At 59.5% G+C, this 16,864-nt stretch carries 13 protein-coding genes; 7 read left to right on the top strand and 6 right to left on the bottom strand.

What is annotated here, in order from left to right:
- Positions 1–14: 14 nt before the first annotated feature.
- The 7 genes from FHR22_RS10505 (at position 15) to FHR22_RS10475 (ending at position 10,075) form a co-directional block, all read left to right on the top strand.
- The gene (locus FHR22_RS10505; RefSeq protein WP_166941828.1) at positions 15–1,136 is read left to right on the top strand and encodes a cupin domain-containing protein; all 1,122 of its coding nucleotides are present in this window, start codon (positions 15–17) and stop codon (positions 1,134–1,136) included.
- A gap of 28 nt (positions 1,137–1,164) precedes the next feature.
- Positions 1,165–2,076 (top strand): fumarylacetoacetate hydrolase family protein, encoded by a 912-nt coding sequence (locus FHR22_RS10500; protein ID WP_166941826.1) that lies wholly within the window; start codon positions 1,165–1,167, stop codon positions 2,074–2,076.
- Between the two features lie 42 nt (positions 2,077–2,118).
- Positions 2,119–3,315, top strand: a complete 1,197-nt coding sequence (locus FHR22_RS10495; RefSeq protein WP_166941824.1) for a carboxylesterase family protein — start codon at positions 2,119–2,121, stop codon at positions 3,313–3,315.
- A gap of 552 nt (positions 3,316–3,867) precedes the next feature.
- A complete protein-coding gene (locus FHR22_RS10490; RefSeq protein WP_166941822.1) occupies positions 3,868–4,773 on the top strand; it encodes a LysR substrate-binding domain-containing protein in 906 nt (301 codons plus the stop codon).
- Between the two features lie 501 nt (positions 4,774–5,274).
- Entirely contained in the window at positions 5,275–7,653 is a 2,379-nt protein-coding gene (locus FHR22_RS10485) for a TonB-dependent receptor (protein ID WP_166941820.1), read from the top strand.
- An 18-nt stretch (positions 7,654–7,671) separates the two neighbouring features.
- A complete protein-coding gene (locus FHR22_RS10480) occupies positions 7,672–8,802 on the top strand; it encodes a hypothetical protein (RefSeq protein ID WP_166941818.1) in 1,131 nt (376 codons plus the stop codon).
- 100 nt (positions 8,803–8,902) lie between these two features.
- Positions 8,903–10,075: a DUF5624 domain-containing protein gene (locus FHR22_RS10475; protein WP_166941816.1), complete on the top strand. Its 1,173-nt coding sequence runs from the start codon at positions 8,903–8,905 to the stop codon at positions 10,073–10,075.
- Positions 10,076–10,382: 307 nt separating this feature from the next.
- Here FHR22_RS10475 and FHR22_RS10470 read toward each other — a convergent pair whose 3' ends face one another.
- The 6 genes from FHR22_RS10470 to FHR22_RS10445 all read right to left on the bottom strand — a co-directional run bounded on the left by FHR22_RS10470 (position 10,383) and on the right by FHR22_RS10445 (position 16,773).
- Complete coding sequence (locus FHR22_RS10470; RefSeq protein WP_166941814.1) at positions 10,383–11,144, bottom strand: siderophore-interacting protein; 762 nt, start codon at positions 11,142–11,144, stop codon at positions 10,383–10,385.
- Between the two features lie 108 nt (positions 11,145–11,252).
- Positions 11,253–12,533 (bottom strand): multidrug effflux MFS transporter, encoded by a 1,281-nt coding sequence (locus tag FHR22_RS10465; RefSeq protein ID WP_166941812.1) that lies wholly within the window; start codon positions 12,531–12,533, stop codon positions 11,253–11,255.
- A gap of 200 nt (positions 12,534–12,733) precedes the next feature.
- Positions 12,734–14,023 (bottom strand): MFS transporter, encoded by a 1,290-nt coding sequence (locus tag FHR22_RS10460; protein ID WP_166941810.1) that lies wholly within the window; start codon positions 14,021–14,023, stop codon positions 12,734–12,736.
- Between the two features lie 510 nt (positions 14,024–14,533).
- On the bottom strand, positions 14,534–14,992 hold the full coding sequence (locus tag FHR22_RS10455; protein ID WP_166941808.1) for a MarR family winged helix-turn-helix transcriptional regulator: 459 nt from the start codon (positions 14,990–14,992) through the stop codon (positions 14,534–14,536).
- Between the two features lie 184 nt (positions 14,993–15,176).
- A complete protein-coding gene (locus FHR22_RS10450; RefSeq protein ID WP_166941806.1) occupies positions 15,177–15,815 on the bottom strand; it encodes a flavin reductase family protein in 639 nt (212 codons plus the stop codon).
- 4 nt (positions 15,816–15,819) lie between these two features.
- Entirely contained in the window at positions 15,820–16,773 is a 954-nt protein-coding gene (locus FHR22_RS10445; RefSeq protein WP_341786598.1) for a carbon-nitrogen hydrolase family protein, read from the bottom strand.
- Between the last annotated feature and the right edge of the window lie 91 nt (positions 16,774–16,864).

Genomic DNA, 16,864 nt, shown 5'->3' with positions numbered 1-16,864 from the left:
GGAAGGAAGCGTCGGTGAGTTTCAGGGAAAACTACCGGGAGGCGGTGGCCGGCCGCGCCAATGTTGCCGACACCTCCGAACTGCTCGCATATTATGACGAGATCGAGCGGCATCATGCTGGCGCGTTATGGACGGTCGCGAACAAGATCGAACCATGGGAGCCTGCCTCGTCGTCGGCCCCGATGCTGTGGCAATATGATGCGCTGCGTCCCCATGTCCTGCGTTCGCTCGAGCTCGTGACACCCGAGGAGGCGGGGCGGCGGGTCGTCTATCTCGCCAATTCCGGGAGGAGGGACGTCACTGCGGCCGTTGGCTGGCTCTATTCCGGCCTCCAGGTCATGGCGCCGGGCGAATGTGCATCGAGCCATCGTCATTCCGCGTCGGCGTTGCGCTTTATCATGGAAGGGACGGGGGCGTTCACGAATGTCGATGGTCACAAGATGACGCTGTCGGCCAATGATTTCGTCCTGACCCCGAACGGCACATGGCACGAGCACGGCGTCGAGGCGGACGGGGCGATATGTATCTGGCAGGACGGTCTCGACATCCCGCTGATGAATGCCCTCGAAGCCAATTTCTATGAAGTGCATCCCGATCTCAAGCAGCCGATCATATTTCCCATAGACGATTCGACGGCAAGCTGGGGTTCGGCCGCCCTGAAGCCGGCCGGCGAGCACGGGCCAAAGCGCTACTCGCCGCTTCTCAAATATGAGTGGGAGCGAACCTATGATGCTCTGCAGGCCTTTGCGCGGGTCAGCGATGGCTCACCCTTCGACGGCATCCATATGGACTATATCAATCCCGAGACGGGCGGGGCGGTGATGCTGACGCTCGGAGCCTCGATGCAGATGTTGCGGCCGGGAGAGCACACGCATGCGCATCGCGAGGTCGGAAGCTTTGTCTATCAATGTGCCAAAGGCTCGGGCTTCTCGATCGTCAACGGCAAACGCCTCGATTGGAAGGAACGCGACATCTTCTGCGTTCCCGCCTGGATGTGGCACGAACACGCCAACGCTTCCGTGACCGAGGATGCCTGCCTCTTCTGTTTTCACGACCTGCCCGTGATGAAGGCTCTGGGACTTTATCGCGCGGAAGGGCTCGCCGAAAACGGCGGTCGGCAGCCGGTGCTCAGCTGATGGAAAGCACCCGGGGAGAAAGATCTTCATGCGTTTTGTAACCTACCGCGCCGATCTGGAGTCGGAAGCGCGCCTCGGCGTAGTCGTCGACGACGGCGTGATTGACGTCGCCATCCTTGGCGAACGCGCTGGGGTCTCGTTGCCCAGCCGAATGCTCGACCTCATCGATCTCGGCCGTCCTGCCACGGACGCGGTCCGCGACATATTGGGGAACCTCAAGCCCCACTGGCGGGTCGGCGCGGCACGGCCGTTGAGCGATGTCACGCTTCTGGCGCCCATACCCCGTCCGCGCAAAAATATCTTCGGTATCGGTCTCAACTATGTCGAGCATGTCGCCGAAAGCGCGACATCGCTCGATACGGCGAAGGAACTCCCGAAACAGCCCGTCCTGTTCTCGAAGCCGCCGACCACCGTCATCGGACCTGGGCAGCCCGTCGTCCATCGCGGCGATATCACCCGGCAGCTCGACTGGGAGGTCGAACTGGCCGTTGTCATCGGGTCGGTGGCGCGCCGTGTGGCGCCCGAAGACGCGCTGAAGCATGTGTTCGGCTACAGCGTCTGCATCGACATGAGCGCGCGCGATTGTCGCCGGGCCGGCCAATGGATCTACTCCAAGGGTCAGGACAGCTATGCTCCGATGGGGCCTTGCATCGTGACCGCCGACGAAATTCCGGATCCGCAAGTTCTGGACCTCTGGCTGACGGTAAACGGCGTCGAGAAGCAGCGCTCGAACACGAGAAACATGCTCTTCAAGGTCGATTATCTGATCTCGGACATCAGCCAGGGCATTACGCTCGAGCCCGGCGATATCATCGCCACGGGCACGCCGGAAGGCGTAGGCGCCGGGCGCAGTCCGCAGGAATGGGTTTGGCCGGGCGACGTGATCGAAGCCGAAGTCGTCGGCATCGGGAAACTCCGGCATCCGGTCGTCGCCGGCTGAAGAAGGCATCGCAGCGCCCCGGACATTATGGATATTCTGCCGATGGCAAAACTGGAAACGACGACGGTCCGCGGCATATGCTATGCGAGCGCAGAACGCTTCGGTCCGCCGGTGATCGCGCCGTTCGCGCCAGGGTCGACGACGGCCTCACGGGGGCCCGTTTGTTTCCAGGCGCCCTCGAAGCTCGCTTTCCTGACCGGACCCCAGGCATCGCTCGACATGAGCGAAGATTGCCTCCGGCTGTCGATCGCAATTCCGGCCGGGCCGGGTCCCCATCCGGTGATCGTCTGGATTCACGGCGGAGCCTATGTGGCGGGTGGCGGCGACCTCCCGTGGTACGACGGGGCGCGTCTCGCGGCCGAGCAGGCGCTGGTAGTCGTATCCATCAGCTATCGGCTGGGTCCTTTCGGTTATCTGCGGCTGCCCGGCGCGTCCGGACCGAGCAACGGGCTTTTGGATCAAATGACCGCGCTGCGCTGGGTGCGAAGGTATATCGGGGCCTTTGGCGGCGATCCCGCAAATGTCACGGTCGTGGGTCAATCCGCCGGAGCGCATTCGATCGCGGCGATGATGGCATGGGGGGAGGCCAGGCCGCTCTTTGACCGGGCCGTCCTCATGAGCCCTCCGGCCGTGCCGCTGCCCTCCGAGGAGGCAACACGGGCGGTTGCGGACGAGTATCTGCGATCGCTGGGCGTCGATGCTCTTTCGGCGACGGCCGGCGAGTTGGTGTCGGCACATTCCGCCCTCCCGCCTCGACCTATAACGGACTTGCGGTGGGCGCCCGTTGCGCCGCCGTCTGGCGAAATCGTGCCGGACGCTGTCGATATCATCTCCGGGTGGACAAGAGACGATGCCGGTCCGTTCGCCCTGATGACGATGGAAAGCCAAGCGGCCGCGCACGCGGAAGGGCGCAGCATGACCAAGCTGATTTTTGAACGCGGTTCCCGGTCCGCAGCCGCGAACGCGAAGGCAGCTGGTGCACGGGCTTGGCTCTATCGGCTCGATTTCGCGCCGACATGCGAGTTTGGCGCTGGCCATTGCATCGATCTTCCGCTCATCCTTGGAGAGGAGGAAGCCTGGCGCGGGATGCCGCTTCTTGGCGGACTTTCCTGGGGACGGATCGATGCCGCGGGGCGGCCGCTGCGCGGCATGATAGGAAGCTTTGCCCGAGCGGGCATGCCCGCTGGGCGGACGGGCAGGTCGTGGGCAATGTCGGATCGCCCCCGCAGCTTGCCATAATTCGCTGTTCACCGGGCGCCTCGCATCTTCGCCGAGCGGGCCGGAATCTTCTCCATCGCGCGGCGCCAATGTCTGCAGGCTTGTCATGGCGCTGAACCAGGGCTCGGCCCAATCCCCGGCGGCGTCGGCCGGATAATGTGGCCGGCGGTCGAATGTCGCTTCCTCGTTGGATGGTGTGGGACCTCTAGAGGCAAGACGTCGAGCGATAATTTTGGCCCGCAGTTGATCATCGAGAGCGAAAAGGCCGTGACGGCATCGTGGGCCGCGAGGTCGGCCTCCTCGCCTGCGGACCACGTCGATGCGCGGCGCCGGCCGCCGGATCGGTGCCTTCGGCAAACGGATGAGGGCTTTGGCGATCCGATCGCGTCAACCACCTTGACCCGAGAGGGCATCATGATAGAGTGATCACTCTACCTTTGTGTTTCAACCGGGAGGCCGATTAAACCGCCCGAGCTTGATAGGCTGATTGGATCCGAGAGAGAGTGATGGGGAACAGGCCGCTATCAATCTGAATTATTGCGCTGCAGTGCAGAAGACGGGACCACCACGGCAATGGATATTCGTAAGTTAAGATATTTTCTTATTCTTAGCGAAGAGCTTCATTTCCGCCGGGCTGCCGAAAAATTGAATATCACCCAGGCACCTTTATCCTTATCCATACAGGCTATTGAACGGGAGTTGGGGGCTCAGCTTTTCCACCGCACCAATCGGCGCGTTTCCCTGACGAAAGTCGGCGCGGCGTTTCAGGGCCATGCCGCCTCGATTATCGAGCAACTTGATAGAGCTGTGGAGGACATTCACCAGATGGCCGCGGGTGAGGCGGGCCGGCTTTTGATCGGATATACACCGGCCTCTTCGCTCTCCTTCTTCTTTTCGAAGGCCATTCGTACCTTCCGCACGCGCTATTCCGGCGTCAAGATCGACCTGCATCAACTCTCATCAAAGGAACAGATGGCCGCGCTGGCAAACAGGAAAATCGATGTTGGCTTCTTTCGGACTGCGCATCCGCTGAGGCATTCGGATATAAGATTTACCTATCTGGTCAAGGATGCGCTGGTGGTCGCCATGCACGCGGGCCACCCCCTCGGTGCGGCGAAAACTGTCGACATTCATGCATTGAAGGACGAGCCCCTGATCTTTTCTCCGCCCGAAGCAGGCGTGGGAATTCGCGACCAGGTGATGCACATGTTCTCGCGGCACGGACTGATCCCGAATATTGTGCAAGAAGCGTACGACGCGCCGACGGCGATCAGCCTGTCAGCTGCCGGATTGGGTGTCACGATCGTTCCGCCGGACCTTCAATATATCAAGGTGCCCAACATCATTTTCAGACCATTGGAAGGCGCCGACGCCATTACTCATCTGCTTCTCGGTAATCGAATGGGCGAAGAAAACGCGCTGGTAGCGAATTTTCGCCACATCACCCAGTCTACCATCGCTTCAGCAAAGCGAGGCTAATGACATTCCTGTCGCGACGAAAAATGCTTTGCAATCGGACGCCGAGTTCGGGGACCACCGCTCTTTTCATCGCCTGAGGCGGAATGGCGGAAATTCTGCCGAGCGTCACGCCGCGCCGGCTGATCAGAATCGATATCAGCCGATTGATGCGGTCGCATGGTCACGCAATTTCACCGCGAACGAGCCGTTTGTCGCTGGCGCCTTGGCGCGTTTGATTTCGCGCTGCAATCATTCGCCGCTCTCAATTAAATTTGCCACCCGGGGCGGCAGGCCATAAATTTGTTCCGAAGTTGCAGCGTCAACGGGATTTTATTTGAAATAAATATTTTAAAAATCAAGAAATACATAAGAAAATATAAAATAACTGCATATTTTGGCAATTTATTTGTCCAAGATATAGCAGAAGATATGCCAAAAATATTCCAACAAAATATAACAGTTATTTTTTGGGAGAGGCTGATGATCATAAAAAAACTTGGGGTGGGTTGCAGGAAATCTGTAATGAAGGCGGGCCCCTGCTCGGTTCTCATCGTCGGAGCGCTTATTTCGTCGGCTGCCGAGGCCAAATCAGACAGCCCGGCCCCGGCCGACACCATGGGGCAGGCCGAAAGCCCGCAGGAGATCATTGTTACCGCCCAGCATCGTGACACTTCCATTCACGAAACGCCCATTGCCATCAGCGCTTTCGGTTCCGAAAAACTTGAATCCTCGGGGATCACCACCGTCGAGGGGCTGACCCGCATCGAGCCCAGTCTCCAAATCTATTCAGAGCAGGTGAATAACGAGGAATATATCATCCGCGGCATCGGTAAAGCGAACGAGGACCTTGCAACGGATTCAGGCGTCGCGGTGAATATCAACGGCGCTTATATCGCGCAGTCCGGCGAAGCCAACGCAGCCATTTTCGACATCGAACGCGTCGAGGTGCTTCGCGGTCCGCAGGGCACGCTCTACGGCAAGAACGCCGTGGGCGGCGTCGTGAACATCATCACTCGCAAACCCACAGACCGGTTGGACGGCTATTTGCTGAACGAACTCGGCGGCCTGGGCCGCCGGCAATTCGAGGGCGCAGTCAGCGGCCCATTGGTCGATGACAAATTGTCGGCCCGACTCGCCGGTTTTTCACTCCATACCAACGGCGCGTATCACAATCTTACAACCGGCCATCGAGCGAATGATGTGGATGCGCAAGCGATACGCGGTTCACTGCGCTTTACCCCGAATGATGTGTGGGAAATCAACCTGGCTGCCGACTATTCGAAGGTTGAACAGGATGGGGTTCTAAAAAGCGTCATCGCCGACGTGCCCGGAACGCCGCTTATCGGGAATGACTCGCTGGCGGGGCCATATGCAACTCAGGAGGAGGATATTCGAAGCGGCAGGAGCAATGTCGAGGGTGCCCAAGGCATCAGGCAATGGGGCGGAGTGAGTGAAATCAACCGCAGCACGGCGGCGGGCACGCTGTCCCTGATCTCTGCCTACCGACGCGAGAGCGGCTACAATGTCGAGGATGCGGATCGCACCGCCGCGGATCAGGTCGTGTTTGCTGCAACCCAGAAGACCTGGGCGATCAGCCAGGAACTCCGCTTCGTCTCGGATGACGCGGGAACTCTCTCGGCGGGAGGCAAGCTGCATTGGTCCGCAGGTCTCTACTGGTTCCACGAACAAGGGTGGCGCAATCAGGACGTACGTTTCGTCGGCTGCACAATTGCCAATCGCGGATCCTTCGACGAAAATGGTAACTTCGACCCATCGATCGTTTCGCCTTGCGATCCATTCGCCGCCGACAACCCGGACGACGGTTTGTTGGGGGCAGGAACGCCCGATTACCAGAACAGCACGGCGCGCTTCTTGCAGCGCATCAATACCGACAGCGTCGCGGCATATGGCGAGGCCAAATACGATGTCACCAGCCATTTGAGTGCGACGTTGGGACTGCGCTACACGGTCGAAAACAAGAAGTTCGGCCTCGATGCCAGCAGCGTCGCCAATGTCCCCGGGGGCGATCCTTATTCGGTCTTCTTGCCGGATGGCGACTTCCGGCAAAGCTCAAGCAAGACCTGGCGAAAGTTCACCCCCAAATTTGTCCTTCAATTCGAGCCAAGCCGCAGTGTTCACATGTACGCAAGCTATGCCCGGGGGTTCAAAAGCGGAGGCTTTAACGGCCAGGCCGGGACCGCTGTCGAGGCTGCCACGCCGTTCGATCCGGAGACGGCCGACAGCTTCGAACTGGGCATAAAGTCCGATCTCCTCGATCGCCGACTGACTGTCAACGCGTCAGCCTTCTACATCAAGTTCGACAATCTTCAGGTGTCGGGAGTGGACGAAAATGGGTCGCCGCTGACCGACAATGCCGCAAATGCGGTAATCAAGGGAATCGAACTGAATATATGGGCACAGCCCTTCAGTGGCTTTACGCTCAATGGCAGCCTGTCTTTGCTGGATCCGACCTATAAAGACTATAGGATTGCCATATTCGATCCATCCATTCAGGGCGGGCCGCCGTTTCAACTGGTCGATATGCGCGGCGAGCGAATGTACAATGTCGCGAAATATGCCGGCAACGTCGGGGCGCAATATGAACATGACCTCGGCAACGGTTCACAGATTCTGATCGGTTCCGACATCCGCTTCAGGGGCGACGCCAAGGCGGAGCTGTCGGTCAGGAGCAAGAGTTTCGTCGTGATGGACGTTCGGCTCGGTTGGACAAACTCCGATCGCCGCTGGGAAGTCACGGGATGGATCCGGAACCTCACCAACAAAATCTATTATCCCGGCGGCGGCTCCGTTCCGGATTATTACAAGGATTCCACGCGCGTGGGGCTCGTCGCGGATCCGCGAACAGGCGGCGTGACGGTCAAGCTCAACTTCGGAAAATGATTCAGAAAGGATAAAGCCATGCAGCAGGATTCAGAATTTCTTTCGGAAGGCGCGAAAATACTCTCGGTCCACCAGCGTCTCGAAACAACGGGTGCCCGCTGCGCGCATATTTTCGAACTCGACGACAGGCTTCACCTGGCGGTGGCGCAACTGGCGAAGGATGTGCCGGGCCGGCCGGCGCACATGAATATGGGCAATCCCGACGTGGATGCCGTCCTCTATGACTGGAAGGATGGGAATTTCGTCGAACGGTCCAGACTTGTGAGCCCGAGCGGAGAGGATGCGCTCTATTTCCAGAGCGGCGGTGTCAATTATCTGGGGTTTGCCAATCTCTGCACGGGAAGCGAGCCAATCGAATTCAACGCGAATTCGCGAATTTACCGCGAAGCGGGTGGTGAGTGGGTTCTGGACGAAGAAATTCCGGCGTTCGGGGCCAAGCAACTGCATTTCTTCTCCATTGGCGACCGCGAGTTCCTCGCTCTCGCCCAGGGGATGTTGATCCCCGGGACCAAGCCATCCGGTCATGGTCGCTCCGTTCTGCTGGAGCGCAAAGGCGGCGAATGGCAGGAGTTCCAGGTTCTCGGCGGAAAGGCCGGTTATAATTGGGAGTCCTTCCGGATCGGCGACCAGCATTTCCTGGCCTATGCCGATCAGGCGTCGCCGAGCCTGATCTATCGCTGGGACGGGACGCAATTCGTGCCCTATCAAAGCTTCAGCGAAAGCGGCGGCCGCGCATTCCTGCATTTCAGCCATGAAGATACCGAATGGCTTGCCTTCACGGACATCGGCAGCGCTTCCACGCTCTATCGGTGGAATGGGGAGCTTTTTGTTGCGCATCAGCCTCTTGGTGAGGGGGGCGCGCGCGAATTCGAACTCATTTGGCACGAAAACGGCTTATTTCTGGTTCGCATCCGTTTCATCGAAGGAACCCCGGCCGACCCCAAATCGGAACTCGTCTCCCAGATCTTTCGCTGGAGCGACGGGAAGTTCATTCTTGCCGAAGAGTTCCCAACCTTCGGCGCAACCGATGCAAGCTATTTCCGTGCCGATGGATCCGACTATCTGGTGGTGTCCAACAGTCTTACTCCCGGAATTCGCTTTCGGCAGGACACGGTCATCTACAAGCTTGCACTCGATAGGGTCGGATAGAAATTCCCATATCATTGGGCCAGCAACATCATAATTATTTTGGTTAAGTGCCAATTTTTACAATTTTACATTCGGCGACAAAGAAAGCGGAGCCAATTATATGTCGTATGAAGTCAATCCGGAATTCATGAAGCTGTTCGAGCTTTTTACATCCGATCCGAACAGTATCGGTCGCGAGTTGTCGCGGCAATTGGGAGCGGAGCGCAGCGAGGATCCGATGCTGATCGTGACAGGCAGTAATCTGGTCCTGTTTCCCGGATCGGGCCGGCCGCCGGTGTCGATCGATTTCCGGCTCACCCAGCGCGGATTTTACGAGATGACCGCAGTGTCGCATCTGGGTCTCGTCGTTCCCTATCTGGCCCGGCTTCGGGAACTGGGCCACGGCAAATGGGAAGAGGCTGCGCAGGGCTTCGTTGCACAATGTCACACCGTCCAGAGTTGCAATACCCTGTCCTACTGGCGCGATACGGTTGCGGTCGAGCCCTGGGCTGGCCTTGAAGAAAAAATCGTGGATCTGACGGATTATACATGCGCCACGACGGCAGAATATCTTTCAAATGCACTCGCAAATCCGGAAATGATGACATTCGACTATATCCGGACCAATCTGATCGAAGGCGATGGGCCCCACGCGGTTCCGATCTCGTTCAACGACATGATGGCAGGCACATTCGGCCTCACCGCGCTCGAGACCGTCTTTCGCCTGATCCGCTGGCTGCATGAGCAGGAAATCCAATGGGAACGGCTGATGGTGCTCACCTGCGGCAGGGCGGGGCGGCCCAGCGCCGGCTTGACCTGGCAGACGAACGTCATGTGTCACTTGCTCTATCAGGCGTCGGGTCGGCGGCTGAACCCGGATTTGGTGATCATCGCACCCACGGCGCCGGTCATCGAACTTGACGACCTTCAGGATGCCGAGCGGTATCGCAATTTCGAAAAACAATATCGGTTTTTCTGGTACATCTCGATTTCGTCGGTTGAAATGGGCCGCGTGCTGTGGCCGGACTATCCGGCATTCAGGAAAGCGGTCGAAGCACCGCCCGCCATCGATTCCGATACGAAATTCATGTACGAGATGCCCGTCGTCCGCTCTGTAAACGACAAGCGCGCGATCGTGTCGCGGATGCGCTATGTCATGGAAGACCCGGGCGCTCAGATAGCATCGGCCGGCATGCAATTTGTTATCGATCAGCTTTGCGCCAATGGCAATCGTCCCGATCTGGTCGAAATCCCTGGCTTCACGGACGTCGATTATCCGAAAAAATCAGTTTGAGCCGGCCGGGCGTCGGGTCTTTCTCGGCTCGGCGCCCGGCAATCGCTGATTACCTGCGGTGCATCTTCTTCATGCGGCCGGGATGCGACGTTGCGACGGCATGCCTCTGCTGGCGCAGATGGGGCGCGCTCGATGGCGTTGCAGCCCGGACCGGGTCCTCATGGTACACTTGCGTCAATCGCATGGCCTGGCACGGGAAAAGGGCCCGATCGGGGCCGGATGACCGAAGACAGGTCAGCATCGATCGCACAGCCGGGATAATTTGGCGGATCGAATGCTTCCTCGAATGCCCCTGTCATTTCCCAATTCACCCCAGCCCACGTTTTCCCGGAGCCCAATAGGCCTTTGTCTTCACCTGATGTATCCGCGCGCTCGATGCCCTGTTCGCGCGTTGAACAAATTGTATCGACGACGCTTTTCCAGCCAGCACGAGCGATCCGGCGCCACTCGCGAGGCGGTCCCATTCGTTTCCAATGGCCTCGAGATGACTGTCGTCGGGGCGCCGCTCGTATAGCAGGGCGTTGTGCAAGCCCAACGATGTGAGCACCGACTCCGTCTGGGCGGCATCGCCGACTTCGAATATGTAACGGATATTGGCTGCCCCCGGCAGATTATGCAAAGCAAGGGCCAGGCCAAAACAGGTCTCGTCGCCGAACAGGATGGTCGGCTGCTCAAGGGCGTTCAGAGCGATCGAGGGCCGCGGACCGACGACTTGAAGATCTTGTCCTGCGGTCAAACGGCGCGCCCAGTCGCATCCCGGCGCGTCACCGTGGAGGTAGACGAGCACCTCCGCCACACCGCGCTGCCTATTCCATGACAGCGGCGTATAGGTGCGGCCGATCGGGCCCGGGGCAACGGCGAGCTGGATCTTGTCGCCGGCAGTCCATTGACCCGCCCTGAATAATTCTCCCTCCAGCCGGATCAGGGTAAAATCGGGTGAGATATGATCAACCGAGGCGACCCGGCTAGGCTGTACGGTCATCCGCCCGGAGCGCGAGAACAGCCCCTTGATCCGCTGCGCGATGCCACTGGCCGGTGATCGGCCGTAAGCTGCGTCCACCTTGGTCATATATATTCTCCATGTTCGACACCCCCGATCCGATCATAGAGGGGGAGGTCGATTTCCGACCGAATGCCCCCGGCCTCGCCCTAGGCGAAATCCGCGCGGCGGCTTGTTTCACCGTGACAAGAGGATCCGATCAGGCTGAGTGAACAGCTGTCCGCGTTCGGCCCATGTCACGACGCCGAAGGCGAGGACCGCTGCCACGAAATAGGCCAGAGCCAAAGGCAGCGTGGTGCCGTCAAAGGCATAGCCGATCAAGCCGGAGATCCCGGCGGAGCCGACAACCGTGATCGACCCCTGTATCGAGGCAGCCAATCCTGCCCCGCGGGAGAACCGCTCCATTGCAATCGAGTTGAAATTTCCGTTCGAGAAGGCGGCGCAGAGGAGCAGCAAGCCCTGAAACGCCGAGAAGCTCCCTAGCGTTTCTCGCCCGTTCAGGACAAACAGGACATGGATCAGCGAGATAATGGCGAGGACAATGAGCGCACCCTGACCCAATCTGCGTGCGCCAAAGCGGCGAACCAGTGCGCTGTTGAGCAAGCTGCCAAGCACCATGCAAGATGTAATGGAGAGAAATACGATGGCCAGCTTCGATGGCGCATGAAACACGTCAAATACGATCTGCTGGATCGAGAGAAGAAAGCCGAACTGCGCTCCGGTTACGATCGTTGCCGCAGCGATATAGCCCATTGCGGCGCGATGCGAGACGATGTCCTTGAGCGCCGAACGCATGCCGGCAGGGCTGATGGAAATGCGGTCAGCGGGCGGCAACGTTTCGGGCAATCGCGCCACGATCCAGATCAGGACAGCGCCGCCCAGCAAGGCCAGAACGCCGAATATCCAGCGCCACGGCATCACCGACAGCAAAGCCTGACCTATGGCGGGAGCGATCATCGGCACCGTCATCAGGATGATGAAGCAAAGCGACAGCACGCGCGCCATATTGTCACCCTTGAAGCAGTCGCGGATGATGCTGACGGTGACGATGCGGCAGGAAGCAGCGAATAATCCCGCGACGAAGCGGGCCAGGAGTAGCTGGACTAGATTTGCCGCAACGGCACATGCGATACTGGCGGCAAGATAAAGGGCGATCGCAATCGTCAATGTCGGCTTGCGTCCGTAGCGGTCGGACAAAGGACCCAAAACCAGAGATCCCAAGCCCATGCCGAGCAGAAATGTACTGAGGACCCACTGGCGCTGGTTGGCGCTCTCAACCCGGAGCGATTCTGCTATGGCGGGCAGGGCGGGCAACATCAGATCGATCGACAATGTTATGAGCGCCATCGCTATGGCGATGAGGATAACGAATTCGATGAAGCTGAGCGGCGCGTGCCTGGGTCGTTCCGCCTCACTTCCTTCGCCGTCTTCAAGGTCGTGAGGTTGATTGCTGCGCATCGTAAAAGCCTCGTTCATGCACCGCAAAGGGTTACCGCCGTTACCTGGACCCGGCGACGCCGATCCGGCGGCCTGCTCGGGGAATAGATGAGGCCGAGTAGAGGTCCGTGCGCCGCGAGAGCCCAAAAAACGAAGAATCGGCGGAAGTGCCGGTGGATCGGGTGATCTCGCATCAAAATCACCCGTTCCGGATTTTCTTACTACTGCACGTGAGCGCTCGGAGATTCCTCGAGTTTTGCGCGCCGGCGGATCCATCCCGTCGCGAACATGGCAACCGCGCTTACGAGCGATAAAAGCGATCCCATTTGAAACAGGCTGCTTTGAGGAATATTGGCGGCGATCAATGCGCCGCCCATCAGAGGGCCGAGAATGGACCCGCAACGGCCGATCGCCATGCTGATCCCCGAACCTGAGCCGCGTACAAGAGGCGGGAAGAGTTCGACCATCGTCCCGGGAAAATTGAGCTGCGCGCCCATCAGGCAAAAACCCATGAGACCGATGATCGTGGCGAGGACGAGATACGAACCAAAGGAAATTCCGATCAATACCACCAGGCCGGTACCCACCAGCGTCATGAGAGCGATGACGAAGTAGGGGCCCCAGCGCTGGATCAGCGGGATGCTGCACAAGGTGCCAGCGATCCCTCCCAACATCAGTAGTGCCCCGGCGAAGGCAGCATTCTCGGGCGTCCCGCCTCTCGAGACGACGAGAGAGGGCATCCAGTTCGTCATGGCAGATGTGAGCGTCATGAGCGAGAAGAAGGCCAACCAGGCCCAGATGGCCGGCCAAAAGCGTCCGTCGGCCAGCAGATATTTCAAGAAATCGGGGTGGAATGCGCGCGACGCCCCGCGCAAGCCGCCTCCTGCCGCAGGCTCCGTGTCCGGACCCGGAAGGTCAACCCGGTTTTCGGGAAGCAAGCAGGCAGCAAAGACCGCAAGCAAACATGCAACGGCCGTATAGATGAAGATCATCTCCCACCCCGAACTGATGACGGCGGCGGTCGAGGCGGCTCCCAGACCCGCCCCCAACGGAAAACCGATGAATAATATGGTGACCATGCTGGCTCGATGTTCCGGCTTGCTGTTGTCCGCAGTGAGGGCAATCGCCGGAATGCCCGCTCCGCCGAGACCGATGCCGGCGATGAAGCGCAAGACGAGCAGTTGCTCATAGCTTTGGGCGAAGGCGCAGGCATAAGTTGTTACCATCATCAGCAGCAAGCTGGCCATCAATACAGGCTTGCGGCCGTAGCGATCGCAAAGGCGGCCCAAGAGGACGGCCCCGATGATCGAACCGATCACGGCGGACACGAAAAGGCGCCCCATCTCGGTGGGCGTCATGCCGAACGATTCCACGAGCAAGGGGGCGATAAAGGCTACGACAAGCGAGTCATAGCCATCGACCATAAGAATGAAAAAGGACGGGACGATCGTGCGCAAAAATGATCTGCGCGGCTGCGGCGCACTGGCGACCGCGATGCTCGGACCGCTCATCGCCTTGGCTTCCGATCCGAAGTAGCTATGACAGCGATCCATTTGTGGTTGTCGCGCATGATGTTCGATCCTCTCTTAGGGTCTGTCGGAGACTTTGGGGGGTGATCCGCTTCTGCCGATCTTTGGCCCGAACGCCGCTTTCGGGCTAATTTATTTCCGAGGCGCAATTGATTTGCTTTTCGCTTCAATCGGATCGCGCCGGGCTGATCGGCGCTCAGCAAGTGTCCTTCGTGCCGCGATCGCGTCCTGCAGCAAGCGTTCCCACTTTTGCAGCAGCGTCGTGGTCCGTTGCCTTCGCCGAGCCAGGGAAGCTGATCGAAGATATGCATCTGGACCAGCGCAGAACGGGAGCGCAGAACGGGGCCGACAACGAGCATGTCATTGCCGGAGAAAGCGCGCTGCCGACGCAGGGAATATGGACCGCGGCGCAGCTGATCGGACAGGCTCTGTCGCCGTCGGCAAGGCAAACCGGCGTAGCATGGCGGTGTGCGGCATGCTTTGCCTTCCGCGCTATCCGGTCATTGTGTTGATGAGCCGGATCAAGTCATCAATGTCCTCGCGCGTCCAGTCGGCAAGCATCTCCAACGTCATCTCCTCACGCGCCGCGAGCAGCGCCTCTATCGCCGCTCTCCCTTGTGGCGTGATGATGGTCTCATGCACCCGCTTGTCAGCCACGCCCGGACGCCGGCTTGCGAGGCCCAACTCTTCCAGTCGCGCCAACTGCCGACTGATCGTGGTGTAATCGCGGCCGGCTCGTCCGGCGAGGTCGACCACGCCAATCGGTCCGGCCCGTTCGATAATTGCGAGCAGCGGGAAGAGTGCGCGCTCGGGCGCAAGGCCTGCCCTTGCGAGCAATTCGATGTCTCGCTCCGGCCGATTCGCCATGATCATGATGTCGATCAGTAATCGGTGCAACTCGGGCAGCAGTTGGCGAATATAGGCGCTAGGCACTTTTCCCGATGACACCATGAACCGTTTCTCCAAGCATTCGGCTAAGCGATCCGACTATTCCTCCGTCGCTCATATGACTTGTCTTGACTGCGCACGGGGCCCGTTCTTCACCGCTCCCCGCAAAGGGAATTTTCGCCGTACGGAAGCGGTGCTGGCTAATACGGCCTTCAGGCGAGCCTCGCTTTCATATCCCGGGACCGCATCAGCATCTCTGACCCGCGATCCAGTCGTGCCAGCTTGGCCGGCTCATCTGGAAAAGGTCGGTTTGCCGGCTGTACCAACCCGAGCCGTGCATGCGCGCGATCAGACGCATCGCCGGCGTATCGAAGTAAAACGCCTCGGCATCCAATATGAAACGATCCTCGATATGGGCGTAGACGACCTCGGCTATGATCACCATTTGATAAGGACCGGTCTCGACGGTTCGGAGGATCCGGCATTCGAAGCTCGCCGGCACCGTCGATATCCGTGGCGGCCTCACCAACCTGCTCGCCGCCATTGTCAGCTGTGCGCAGCCCGTCTCGTCGATGTCCGGCGGGGCCGCCATGCAGGTGATGTTCATTGCATCGGCATGCGCTTCGTCGACCAGGTTCACGACAAATTCGCGCGTCGCGATCAGATTGCTCGCGGTGTCCTTGAAGCGGCCCTCGCCATGCGCCATCAGACCAAGAACGATGGTCAGCGGATCATCGCCCATCATGTTGAAAAAGCTGTACGGCGCCGCGTTGAGCAGGCCGTCGCTTGACTGGGACGTGACCCACGCGATCGGGCGCGGCGCCACGCACGAGCTCAATATCTTGTAACGAGCCGATTTCGGCAGGTTGCCGATGTCGAACTCCATTGCGTCAGCTTTCCCGGACGACCGCGCTGCGCCTGCTTTCGTCAACGGTGAGGCGAAAGATGTCGGGCCGCGCATAGTGGCCGACGACATCGAAATCATATTTGCCGCGAACGACCTCGTCGAGATCGATGTCGGCATAAAGGATCGTTTCGCCGGAGAAATCCGGGCCTGCGATCAACTGCCCGTGCGGACTGACGATCAGGCTGCCGCCGCGCATCAGGACCGTGTCGGGCGCATCGCCGAGCGCACAGTCGTAATCGGCCGCGAAAGCCCCGCGCGTTATGTGCTGGCACGCCGACAGGACATAGCAACGTCCCTCGAGCGCGATATGCTGCATCGAGGAAGCCCAGGTGTCGCGGTCGTCCGCCGTCGGGGCACAATAGATGCTGATCTGTTTGTCGTACATGGCCAGTCTCAGGGCAGGCATGTAGTTTTCCCAGCAGATGACCGCGCCGATCCGGCCGAGTGATGTCTCGAATACCGGCATCGTTGAGCCGTCTCCGAAGCCCCAGATCAGACGCTCCGACCCGGTGGGCATGAGCTTGCGGTGTTTGCCCACCAGTCCCTTCTCGCCGTCAAGGAAGAGTGCGGTGCAGTAGAGCGTGCCGCCATCGCGTTCGAGACAGCCGATTACCACGAACAGCCCGGTAGCGCGCACCGCATCGACCAAAATGGCCAGTTCGGGTCCGTCGAGATCGATGGCGCCGCCATAATAGCGTCGGAACGCGTCACGTCCCTCGGGTTTGCGGAGGCCCACCGGCGCGCCGAACGAGCTTCCCTTGGGATAGCCGCCCAGGAACACTTCAGGGAATACCGCCAGTCTCGCCCCCGCAGCGGCGGCCTCAAGCACGAGTTTCGTCGCCTTGTCCGCCGAGGCGCCCGGGTCAAAGGGTACCGATGACGCCTGGACTACCGCGGCCTTGTAAGTCCTCATTGCCGGCTCCTCGATGTCGAGCACAAAGATCGACGCAGCTCTTGCTCCGGGCGACCTTAGGAAAATGGTCGATCACCGGAGATGTCACCGTTGGACCATGTTGTCATCTGGGAGA

It is taken from the genome of Sphingopyxis panaciterrae (genome assembly GCF_011762125.1).
In the GTDB taxonomy this organism is placed as follows: domain Bacteria; phylum Pseudomonadota; class Alphaproteobacteria; order Sphingomonadales; family Sphingomonadaceae; genus Sphingopyxis; species Sphingopyxis panaciterrae.
The sequence above is the reverse complement of the archived record's forward strand: the minus strand, read 5'-3'. Positions and strand labels throughout refer to the sequence as shown.

Coding starts and splice junctions, on each gene's coding strand:
- FHR22_RS10500 (WP_166941826.1), top strand. CDS start 1,165: ATGCGTTTTGTAACCTACCGCGCCGATCTGGAGTCGGAAGCGCGCCTC.
- FHR22_RS10495 (WP_166941824.1), top strand. CDS start 2,119: ATGGCAAAACTGGAAACGACGACGGTCCGCGGCATATGCTATGCGAGC.
- FHR22_RS10490 (WP_166941822.1), top strand. CDS start 3,868: ATGGATATTCGTAAGTTAAGATATTTTCTTATTCTTAGCGAAGAGCTT.
- FHR22_RS10485 (WP_166941820.1), top strand. CDS start 5,275: ATGAAGGCGGGCCCCTGCTCGGTTCTCATCGTCGGAGCGCTTATTTCG.
- FHR22_RS10480 (WP_166941818.1), top strand. CDS start 7,672: ATGCAGCAGGATTCAGAATTTCTTTCGGAAGGCGCGAAAATACTCTCG.
- FHR22_RS10475 (WP_166941816.1), top strand. CDS start 8,903: ATGTCGTATGAAGTCAATCCGGAATTCATGAAGCTGTTCGAGCTTTTT.
- FHR22_RS10470 (WP_166941814.1), bottom strand. CDS start 11,144: ATGACCAAGGTGGACGCAGCTTACGGCCGATCACCGGCCAGTGGCATC.
- FHR22_RS10465 (WP_166941812.1), bottom strand. CDS start 12,533: ATGCGCAGCAATCAACCTCACGACCTTGAAGACGGCGAAGGAAGTGAG.
- FHR22_RS10460 (WP_166941810.1), bottom strand. CDS start 14,023: ATGAGCGGTCCGAGCATCGCGGTCGCCAGTGCGCCGCAGCCGCGCAGA.
- FHR22_RS10455 (WP_166941808.1), bottom strand. CDS start 14,992: ATGGTGTCATCGGGAAAAGTGCCTAGCGCCTATATTCGCCAACTGCTG.
- FHR22_RS10450 (WP_166941806.1), bottom strand. CDS start 15,815: ATGGAGTTCGACATCGGCAACCTGCCGAAATCGGCTCGTTACAAGATA.